Genomic DNA, 9975 nt, shown 5'->3' with positions numbered 1-9975 from the left:
AGGAGTAAATAGCCATGTCTTCAAAATAGAGACGATCGCCGATTTCAATCGGTTTTTCAAAGCTGTAATCCCCAATGATATCCCCTGTCAGGCAAGTATTTGAAGAGAGTCTATAAGTATAAGGTTTTTCTTGCGCTCCAAAACCATCTCTCAATGGAGGGCGATAAGGCATCTCAAGAACATCTGGCATATGGCAGCTTGCCGAGGCGTCTAGCACCAAGGTCTCAATCCCGTTTTCAACAATATCCAAGACTTCTGTCGCTAGATAGCCCGCATTAAGTGCAATAGCTTCTCCAGGTTCAATGTAGACGTCTACGTTATAGGTTTCTCGTATTCGTTTGATTTCAGAAATCAGCAAATCCACATCGTAGTCATCTCTTGTGATGTGGTGTCCACCGCCCATATTGAGCCATTTGACTTGATGCAAATAGGCTCCAAACTGCTCTTCTACTGCTTTCAAAGTCGTTTGTAAATCATCTGCTCCTTGCTCACAGAGGGTATGAAAATGAAGCCCGTCAACCAAATCCAATAAATCACTTGGTATCTTTTCCAAAGTTACTCCAAAACGAGAGCCAGGAGCACAAGGGTCATAAAGCGCGTGGTCACCCTGCGTTGAACATTTAGGATTGAGGCGTAGACCGACACTGATACCAGCTTCACGACAAACTTGACCATATTTTCGTAGTTGTCTCTCTGAGTTAAAAACAATATGATCAGATATTTGCAGTAACTCTTCCATATCTGATTCCTTGAAAGCAGGCGCAAAGACATGGACTTCTCCAGGGAATTCTTCCCTAGCCAACTTAGCTTCATAGAGTCCACTAGCTGTCGTGCCTGACAGATATTGACTAATCAAAGGATAGGTTTTATAGAGGGAATACGCCTTCTGGGCAAGCAAAACCTTGCAAGCAGCTTCTTCTTGTACATATTGTAGAATGCGGCAGTTGGCTTCTAACTTTGCCAAGTCTATGACATAAGCTGGCGTTGGTACTTGTTCTAACTTCATTAGTCCACCATTTGTGGGTTTTCTACCACAACCCATGGCAAACCGTGTTTATTCAAAGCTTCCATGAATGGGTCTGGATCCAACTCTTCAAGGTTATAAACTCCAGGTTGTTTCCATGTACCATCCATCACTAATTTTGTCCCAATCATGGCAGGAACACCTGTTGTGTAAGAAATGGCTTGTGAACCAACCTCTGCGTAACATTCCTGATGATCGCAAACATTGTAGATGTAGATTGTCTTTTCAACGCCATCTTTGACACCTGTAAAGATACAGCCGATATTGGTTTTACCAACTGTACGTGGGCCAAGGCTAGCAGGATCTGGAAGCAAGGCTTTCAAGAATTGGATTGGTACGATTTCTTGGCCGTTAAAGTTAATAGCATCTGTACGAAGGAGACCAACGTTTTCCAAACATTTCATGTGCGTTAGATAAGATTGGCCAAAAGTCATAAAGAAGCGAATGCGTTTAACTCCTGGAATGTTTTTCGCCAATGATTCAATTTCTTCATGGTGGAGGAGATACATGTCTTTTTGACCAACTTGTGGGAAATCATACTCACGTTTGATAGACATAGCTTCGACTTCTACCCATTTTCCATTTTCCCAGTAAGAACCTGGTGCAGAAACCTCACGCAAGTTGATTTCTGGGTTAAAGTTTGTCGCAAATGGATAACCGTGGTCACCACCATTACAGTCTAAAATATCGATATAGTGGATTTCGTCAAAGTAATGTTTGAGTGCATAAGCTGAAAAGACGCTTGTTACCCCTGGGTCAAAACCAGAACCAAGAAGAGCTGTCAGACCTGCTTCCTTGAATTTTTCTTGATAAGCCCATTGCCATGAGTAGTCAAAGTAGGCAGTAAAACCAAGTTCCTTACAACGTTTCTCATAAATAGCACGCCATTCAGGGTCTTCTGTGTCCTCAGCCTCATAGTTGGCAGTATCGATATAGTGGACACCTGTTGCCAAACAAGCATCCATGATAGTCAAGTCTTGATAAGGCAAAGCTACGTTCAAAACAGCTTCTGGTTTGTAGCTTTCAATCAAGGAAATCACTTCTTCTACCTTGTCAGCATCAAGAGCAGCTGTCTCAATCTTAGTATTTGTTTTGCCTTCTAATTTAGCCTTCAAGTCATCGCATTTTGACTTGGTACGGCTAGCAATCATAATCTCTTTAAAAGTTTCGCTATCTTGGCAAATCTTTGAAATAGCAACTTGGGCAACTCCCCCACATCCAATAACTAATAAACGACTCATTTTTTTCCTTCCTCTTCTTCTAAAATGTCTTCTACATACTTAGGCAACATAAAGGCCCCCACATGTAAGTTTGCAGTGTAATATTCCGTAAATAACTGACGTTTTTTCCAGCCTTCCTTGTCAAAATCTTTGACAGGGTGATATTTTTTCGATGCAAATCCAAACAACCAATAGCCAGCAGGACTAGTTGGGATATGTGCCTGATAAACCCGGCTGATTGGAAAGGCTTGATTGACCTTACGGTGCATGCTTCGGCAAGCTGACTCATCTTCGTCAAAGAAAGGACTACCATGCTGATAGATCATGATTCCGTCCTCTTTGAGAGCCCTATAACTATTACCGTAAAATTCCTTGGTAAAGAGTCCTTCTGTATGGCCAAATGGATCTGTCGCATCGTTAATGATAATGTCGTAATCATCTTCACAGTTTCTCAAAAATCTCAGTCCATTTTGGTAGTAAATGGTGACGCGAGGGTCATCAAGTCCTGCAGCAAAGTCTGGAAAATACTCTCGACAAACCTCAACCAGCATCTCATCTGGTTCTACAATATCGATTTGTTCCAATTCTGGATAGAGGGTTAATACTTGGGCAACACCACCGTCACCACCCCCAATAACCAAGACTTTCTTGGGATTTGGATGGACAGCCATAGGAACGTGAACAGTCATTTCGTTGTAGACAAAATCATCTGCATCTGAGAACAAGACATGCCCATTTAAAATCAAAATCTTTCCAAAAGCTGGAGTATCTAATACTTCAATATCCTGCCACTCACTTTTTCCAGCATAGAGTTGTTTAGCAGTTCTAAGCGACAATTTCACATCTGGAGTATGAACTTCAGAAAACCATAAATCCATCTAGTTCTCCTTTCTTTCAATAACATTGATGTGATTGACCTCTGGATCTTCCGTTCCTTGGAGGGAACAACCACGTTCCTTTGCAAATTGGATATAATCGACAATTTCTCGTGTAATCCGTTCACCTGGCGCTAGGATTGGAATTCCTGGAGGATAACACATGACAAATTCCCCACATACCTGGCCAATGGACTCGTCTAATGTTAAGCTTCTTCTATCTGCATAGAAGGCCTTCTGAGGAGATAGCACCAACTCTGGTTGGATATATTCGCCAGCAATCAAGTCTTTTCCATCTCGCGAGTAGAGTCTCTTGATGTCAGCCAGAGCACCTACCAAGCGCTCAATGTCTTGAATGCGGTCACCAATTGAAATGTAGGCCAAGATATTCCCGATATCACCAAACTCAATCTGAATGTCATATTCATCCCGTAAGAGATCATAAACTTCAATCCCTGTTAGACCAATCCCCTGAGTGTAAACTGACAGCTTTGTTACATCAAAATCACAAACCGATACACCATCTACCAGCTCTTTTGAGTAGGCATAGTAGCCACCGATGGCATTGATTTCACGACGTGCGTACTCAGATAGCTCAATGACTTTCTCAAACGACTCTTTGCCACGAAGGGCTAGGTTCCTACGAGAAACATCTAGACTAGACATTAGCAAGTAGGATGCTGATGTCGACTGTGTCAGATTAATAATCTGACGTACGTACTCAGGATTCATCTGATTGCCAACTAAAAGAAGGGAACTTTGAGTCAAGCTGCCACCGGATTTATGCATGGATACAGCCGACATATCTGCTCCTGCATCCATAGCAGACAGAGGAAGTTTATCTGTAAAGTGCAGATGAGCACCGTGGGCTTCATCTACTAAGACTTTCATTCCTGCAGCGTGAGCCATCTCAGTTAGTCCCTTAAGATCTGAACAAATCCCATAATAGGTTGGATTGTTAATTAGGATAGCCTTGGCATCCGGATGGTCCTTAATAGCTTGCGCCACACGCTCATTTTCAAGCCCCAAAGCAATACCGATTTTAGGATCCACACTCATCTCGATATAGATGGGGATAGCACCACACAAAACAAGGGCGTTGATAGCTGATTTATGTACGTTACGCGGAAGAATAATCTTATCTCCAGTTTTACAAGTGGAGAGAATCATGGTTTGAACAGATGATGTGGTCCCCCCAATCATTAAAAAGGCATGAGCAGCACCAAAAGCCTCAGCCGCTAGTTCCTCTGCTTCTCGAATAATCGAAATAGGATGTCCCAAGTTGTCCAAAGGCTTCATAGAATTGACATCAATTCCTACACATTTCTCACCCAGAAGTTCAACCAACTCTGGATTCCCACGGCCACGTTTGTGACCAGGGACATCAAAGGGAACAATCCGTTTCTTTCGTAATTTGACCAGCCCCTCATAGATGGGAGCTTGGTTTTGATTTGACATTATAAAGACATACTCCTTTATCATAGTTTTTTCACCTTGTGTAAGGCTCTAAAGGATACTTATGAAAAAAGAGCAGGTTGGCACCTGCTCTACAATCTACTGACGTGTTTATGTTTGTTTCTTTTGAGTATGTCTGTTCCTGATGTTTCCTAACTCTCTAGTAGCAAATATTACGTACTTTATTGATCGTTTCACAAGATGACGTGTGCTTTCACCACACTAACAAATGTATACGAATTAGAACTAGTGTTCTAACATCAACTTATAAAAGTAGGCTTTTAACCCTATCAATAATGTGGCTTTTCAACCACGCTTCGGCATTCAACCCTGCCTGTCCGTAGGCATTTTTTACTCGGGTTTATATTTGCTAGAAAACATCATCTCATTTTCTAAGCTTCATTACTATATCATGTTTTCAGAGACTTGTAAAGTATTTTTAGAAACTTTTTTTAATAAATTAATTTTTTCGTTCGTAAAATTTATTTAACTTAAAAATGGAAATCGTTTTAAATTTAAATCAAAAAACAAAAAAAGAAACTAAATAATTTAATTCCTTTAGATAGGCATAAGCAAGGCTAACTATTCAAAATCGTATTACTCATCACGCGCTACTTTGGCAGCTAGTTCAAAATCAGTCATCAAATAATTTTCATCTAGACGGATAAGACTATAATACTCATTCCAAAATAGAGAGTCACTGTTACTTGACCACTGTAATCCATACCACAATTGAGTGACATCACTTGTATGTGATGGGGGGATTGACCATAGATGCTTTTTGAAAGTTTCTTGAACAAGTGGAAGGTCCAGTCGAGTAGTCAAGTCGAGTTCATCCAATTTCAAAATTATAGAATGTTCTATAGCTGCTTCAATGCTTTCCTTGTTAAATCGGACCTGAATAACCTTAGAATCTTCTAGAACCACGTCCTTATCTTCTGCCCCGTAAAAGGAAATACTCCCAAGAACTATGCCATCTTTTGCAAAGAGATAGGGAGCGTAGGGAACAGCATTACTATCAAGCTTGAAGCCTTTTTCAATGGTGACTGTTTTATTGCCTGCATACTTTTGGAAATTGCCATCTGTCAGGAGGTATTCGTAGTCGCTAGCACCATCACCTTGTCTTACATAGATATCAAATCCAGCTTTCATCAGATCACTTGCTTTGGTTTCTGCTAACGTGATTTTACTTTCATTAATTTGCAAAATTGGTGTTTGAGGTGGCAAACCAATCGTGAGATTAAACATAACTCCTACTAGAAATACCATAAAGGTTATAAGGAGGGCAAGTAAAGACTTTCCAGTCCTTTTTCTTGCATTGAAAAGAGCCATTATAGCTGGGAGGAGGATCATTTTAGCTAAAATAGAATTCCCAACACCACCTCGATTTAAGGTTTGAAAAGCAAACATCCCCGCAATTGCAATCAGGGACAGGTAGACCAAAATCTCACCTAGTTCCAGTTTTTCTGTTCGAGTTTGTTGATTTACAGGAGTTTCGTACAATGACTGCCCATTCTCTTTCCTCTTTTTTAGAAAGAGATAAAAGCCCAGACCGAGTAGCAAATTAAAGATTGCGAAAACTATTAAAGTACCTATAATCACCGTTCTACCCATTGCTCTCTACTCCTTTATGTTCTCTCTCAAATCTTATCTTTCTCTTTAATTCCCAATTCCCAACTAATAAAACCAGCAAGAAGAAGGGGCCGCCTTCTATGACCACAATAGGCATAGCCAAAATAGCAATCATCAAAAAACTAGCTTTCTTTTGACGCCAACTAACGCCCCATTCTCCGTTTATCAGTCCACCCAAATAGTCTATGTAGTCAGTAAACCAAGTAAATAAAGGTGGGTGAAAATCACTTATCCTTAGGTAAATGAAGAGGGCTGAATTTAAAAGGATGTAGAGAATTCCAAGAACTAGAATAATCTTTTGACTAGTTCGAGTAGCCTCTAGAACGATTTTTTCTCTCTTCTCTGGCTTTATTTTCTTTAGACTTGGATTCTTACAAGAGAGTTTTTCAAATCTAAATTCCAGAAATCGGTAGAGATAATACTTCTTTATATCACGCTTCATAAAACCACCAATCTAGGAAGGACACTCAATTATAAATCATGGTTTAAACATCTAATTTTAAGGAATTACCTTCTAGAAAGACTGCTTTTGACTCAGTGATTTTGATTTTTTGATCTTCTGAAAAGCCAATAGTTTCACCGTCCTTTAAGGTGACATCACTGCCTAAAACATACTGAAGAATAGACAAGAGAAAATAATATAGGTCATCGCTATTCATAGGAGACTCGATAATTTCAATCTCAGTTTTTCCAAACTCTTTCAAACCATAAGTGTAAATACTAGTTTTATCTCCCTGGTTGAAGAGTTGAAGGGGAAGCATTTCTTCTTTCAAAAGGTCAGCCAGGTCTAGATAAAGATCTTTGGGTAAGAGCAAGGTGGTAGAACCCTGATAAATACCAATAGATGATTGACTAGTTTTTAGGATAGAGGCATTGACTTTAGTTAATAGGGAATAAGTTTCTACTGGCGAAAGATTGTCAGACAAAATAGAAACAATGGCGTGTTGTGTGTGCTCCTGTGTTTCCTTCTCAACATCCTGCCAGAGGTAAGAATAGGCATACAATTCTTCAAATTCTTGACTTGGGATAGGCAAATCCATTAAAGCCAGCGCAACGAGAGCACCATCAATCACAAAGGTTGCACTAGAATCATCCCCAGAAACTTCAGAAATTTCAAGCGCCCAGTGAGATTTTAAATCCTGAACGACCTGGTCTAAAGAATAGGCCTGCTTGCCTTTGAAGAGGGGCATGGACTAGGTAAGGGTCTTTTTCTTCTCTGACTTTTCTTTTTTACTAGCAAATAGATTTTTCAAAAATTTCATAGGACTTCTCCTTTTTTACATATCAGTTGGGAAGCAAAGCTATCTTGGTCAAAGTGAGTCGAGATACCAAGTTTCCTCATCCTCAAAACTGTAAAATTTCTCATCAAGTAGCCAATTTCCATCCACCAATCTAAGTACAAACTGATGCTTCATTTCTAAAGCTTCTTGATAATGGGTGATGACTCTTGCTTCTTCAGCTTTTGTCATGATAAAATCGACAGAAAAATCATTCGTTTGAACATAGTTATACTCACTTGGGGAGCCATAAGAATTCCGAACTCCTCCTTCCAAGTATTTTTGAGTCACTCGTCCAGTTAGAAGTTGCATTTGCCTCTGAAAATAGTCATCCATAAGTTCATTCCACTTGGGATGAACTTGATTTGCTGGGATACCAAGGCCTTCTTTTTCCTTATCCAGTGCTCTGTTACGCTCAAAAATTTCCTCTTCTAACAAGGTTAAACTTTTGAGTAAATTAAGCAAGGGTGGGATGATTATTTCTGCCAGAGTTTGATTTTTTTCAGGGGTATTTTTATAGTTTACTCTCATGATAAACCTCTTAATTTTTCTGGATTAATTGGTTTAATTCTAGGTCTGAAAGAAAGCCTTCCATGTAAAGTTTCCTAAGTAAATCTTTATCTACGGTAATTTCATAATAGTCAGTCACAAACTCATGAAATCTCTCAAAGCTATCAAAAAGGTAAGAGAGCAACCATTCTCCGCCATCCTGCTCTTGGTAAGTGTGTTGATGCGCATGACCGTCATACCAGATAAAGAAGGTTGTTTCATCTTTTTGGTCTTCTGAATAAAGTGAGAGATACTTTTCATCCAGTCCTTTATAAAAACTATCAATGACGTCTTGATTCCACTCGTCAGCAGCAAACTGGCTTAAACTACTTTCATGATCAAAACCTTTTATGAGGATCATTTTAGCAGTCAAAATCACATCTAAAGAATCACCAGAGCCATTGTCAATAAGGTAGCGAACTCCATAGTCTTCCTCAGTTTTAAACACGAGTCTGAGCCAATCCTCACTCGGATCTGTCAGATATTCGTCAATGACTAGCAAGGCATCTAAACGAGTCTTTATATTGTCCCAATCAATCTTTCTCATCTCTAAAAACCTCCATCTTATCCTTGCGATTTATCAAGATCACAAGCCCTATAACGAGCTGTTAGATAGCCTGAAAAGCTAATCTGAGGGATATTCCACTCATTAGGCAAATAAATCGAACAATCTACCTGATCACCTAGAGGGGAACTTGCTGAGAAGACATATCTTCCCAAATCTTCATTATTAGAATTTCTTTCAACTTGATTCAACCTGCTAGCATTGAACCAGTCTTTAAACAGTAGCCAGATTTGCTCGGCATCTTCGTTTAATAGGGAGACTTTCAAGTTGTAGCTGATTCCGACCCTACATCTTTTTTTGAATCCTGACTCATCAGCCTTACAAACCTTTATCGATCCCTTATCATACTTCCAGTTATCACTATCAAATAGGGAAAATTGAGCAGATAGATTGTCTTTAAATCCCTGCATAGTATCTAATAAATCTTTGGAGGCGGCTTCGAATAATTCTAGTTCTTCCATAGTCTTCTCTTTAATTTTCATAGCAAATCACAATCCGATTTAATCTGCATCAACCCAGATCTGGTATTTTTGACAATGTAGGCATCTGAAAAGGTAACCACAGATAGGCCCGTCTTTGACCAAGTAGTCTTCTACCTCTTGATATTCTTCACGCGCTTCATAGTCTGCCAAGACTTGCTCAGCGATTCCCATGTCCTTCAATTCTCGTGTTCCAACTGTACCTAAGTAAGCGCAGTAATCTTGACAACAAGATAACCAATATTCACCCTGCCAACTAGAGTAGCCTGGGGTCTGACAAAAAAGTAGCTGATTCTTTTCTGGATCCAATTCACCCTGCCACTCGGCATCTTGGATAAATTCCGCATCGAATTTTTTGGCCGCTTGACCGTTTGCAATACAAAATGGGCAAAGGTATTCTATGTTGTCAATACAGTAAGGAATCAAGTCATAATAAACAGTGCTTTCTTTCCCACAAGATGGACAAATCTTGGCTTCTCCCTCTACAAAAGCTCCCGTTGCTAGAGGATCTGGATGGTAAATAAAATGTGGCAAAGAGTGTGATAGCTCTTTTCTCTGCTTCTTCTCTTCTTTTCTTAGAGGACGAGGAAGGGCAAAACGATCGCCATGACTCTGACTCATTTCTTGTAAACGGCTCAGTTTCTTTATCTGTTTTCGATCAGGTTTGTCTAAGATTTCAGTAAATAAGCTATAGGCCCTAGTGTAGAGACCCAATTGTTCATAGAGGTCAACTAAGACTTTCTTCGCTTCTAAATCATCAGATTTAGCTAATTCATCAGCCAAATCATAAAGGGCTGCAACACTTGAAGGATTTCCATCTTGGTCTAGGTATTGCTTTTTTAAAGTAATATACTTTTCTAGAAATGGATTCATGGGAATACCTTTCTAATGGAATATAA

General features: G+C 39.7%; 11 protein-coding genes. All 11 read right to left on the bottom strand.

Features of this window, described 5'->3' with window-relative positions; translation table 11 throughout:
• Positions 1-1006 (bottom strand): carboxynorspermidine decarboxylase (locus ADH90_RS01225; protein WP_049529619.1); only part of this gene is annotated, 1006 nt, incomplete at its 3' end.
• Complete coding sequence (locus tag ADH90_RS01220; protein WP_049529618.1) at positions 1006-2265, bottom strand: saccharopine dehydrogenase family protein; 1260 nt, start codon at positions 2263-2265, stop codon at positions 1006-1008. The genes ADH90_RS01220 and ADH90_RS01225, both read right to left, overlap by 1 nt.
• Positions 2262-3122 (bottom strand): polyamine aminopropyltransferase, encoded by an 861-nt coding sequence (gene speE / locus ADH90_RS01215; protein WP_000366713.1) that lies wholly within the window; start codon positions 3120-3122, stop codon positions 2262-2264. Before speE ends, ADH90_RS01220 begins: the two co-directional genes overlap by 4 nt.
• Entirely contained in the window at positions 3123-4577 is a 1455-nt protein-coding gene (locus ADH90_RS01210; protein ID WP_049529617.1) for an aminotransferase class I/II-fold pyridoxal phosphate-dependent enzyme, read from the bottom strand.
• A 594-nt stretch (positions 4578-5171) separates the two neighbouring features.
• Positions 5172-6188, bottom strand: coding sequence for a hypothetical protein (locus tag ADH90_RS01205; protein WP_049529616.1), 1017 nt, complete (start codon positions 6186-6188; stop codon positions 5172-5174).
• Positions 6181-6648: a hypothetical protein gene (locus ADH90_RS01200; RefSeq protein WP_049529615.1), complete on the bottom strand. Its 468-nt coding sequence runs from the start codon at positions 6646-6648 to the stop codon at positions 6181-6183. Before ADH90_RS01200 ends, ADH90_RS01205 begins: the two co-directional genes overlap by 8 nt.
• A 43-nt stretch (positions 6649-6691) precedes the next feature.
• Complete coding sequence (locus ADH90_RS01195) at positions 6692-7396, bottom strand: DUF4261 domain-containing protein (protein WP_049529614.1); 705 nt, start codon at positions 7394-7396, stop codon at positions 6692-6694.
• 120 nt (positions 7397-7516) lie between these two features.
• Positions 7517-8014 (bottom strand): hypothetical protein, encoded by a 498-nt coding sequence (locus tag ADH90_RS01190; protein WP_049529613.1) that lies wholly within the window; start codon positions 8012-8014, stop codon positions 7517-7519.
• A gap of 10 nt (positions 8015-8024) precedes the next feature.
• Entirely contained in the window at positions 8025-8579 is a 555-nt protein-coding gene (locus tag ADH90_RS01185; RefSeq protein WP_049529612.1) for a hypothetical protein, read from the bottom strand.
• Positions 8580-8596: 17 nt separating this feature from the next.
• Entirely contained in the window at positions 8597-9079 is a 483-nt protein-coding gene (locus ADH90_RS01180) for a hypothetical protein (RefSeq protein WP_193389830.1), read from the bottom strand.
• A gap of 18 nt (positions 9080-9097) precedes the next feature.
• The gene (locus ADH90_RS01175; protein WP_049529610.1) at positions 9098-9949 is read right to left on the bottom strand and encodes a CbrC family protein; all 852 of its coding nucleotides are present in this window, start codon (positions 9947-9949) and stop codon (positions 9098-9100) included.
• Positions 9950-9975: the final 26 nt, after the last annotated feature.

It is taken from the genome of Streptococcus pseudopneumoniae, assembly GCF_001073085.1.
In the GTDB taxonomy this organism is placed as follows: Bacteria; Bacillota; Bacilli; order Lactobacillales; family Streptococcaceae; genus Streptococcus; species Streptococcus pseudopneumoniae_M.
This window is presented reverse-complemented; position numbering and strand designations above follow the sequence as displayed.

What these genes read in the sequence shown, in the direction of transcription:
- speE (WP_000366713.1), bottom strand. Translation starts at nt 3,122, where the DNA reads ATGGATTTATGGTTTTCTGAAGTTCATACTCCAGATGTGAAATTGTCG.
- ADH90_RS01210 (WP_049529617.1), bottom strand. Translation starts at nt 4,577, where the DNA reads ATGTCAAATCAAAACCAAGCTCCCATCTATGAGGGGCTGGTCAAATTA.
- ADH90_RS01175 (WP_049529610.1), bottom strand. Translation starts at nt 9,949, where the DNA reads ATGAATCCATTTCTAGAAAAGTATATTACTTTAAAAAAGCAATACCTA.
- ADH90_RS01180 (WP_193389830.1), bottom strand. Translation starts at nt 9,079, where the DNA reads ATGAAAATTAAAGAGAAGACTATGGAAGAACTAGAATTATTCGAAGCC.
- ADH90_RS01205 (WP_049529616.1), bottom strand. Translation starts at nt 6,188, where the DNA reads ATGGGTAGAACGGTGATTATAGGTACTTTAATAGTTTTCGCAATCTTT.
- ADH90_RS01190 (WP_049529613.1), bottom strand. Translation starts at nt 8,014, where the DNA reads ATGAGAGTAAACTATAAAAATACCCCTGAAAAAAATCAAACTCTGGCA.
- ADH90_RS01185 (WP_049529612.1), bottom strand. Translation starts at nt 8,579, where the DNA reads ATGAGAAAGATTGATTGGGACAATATAAAGACTCGTTTAGATGCCTTG.
- ADH90_RS01200 (WP_049529615.1), bottom strand. Translation starts at nt 6,648, where the DNA reads ATGAAGCGTGATATAAAGAAGTATTATCTCTACCGATTTCTGGAATTT.
- ADH90_RS01195 (WP_049529614.1), bottom strand. Translation starts at nt 7,396, where the DNA reads ATGCCCCTCTTCAAAGGCAAGCAGGCCTATTCTTTAGACCAGGTCGTT.
- ADH90_RS01220 (WP_049529618.1), bottom strand. Translation starts at nt 2,265, where the DNA reads ATGAGTCGTTTATTAGTTATTGGATGTGGGGGAGTTGCCCAAGTTGCT.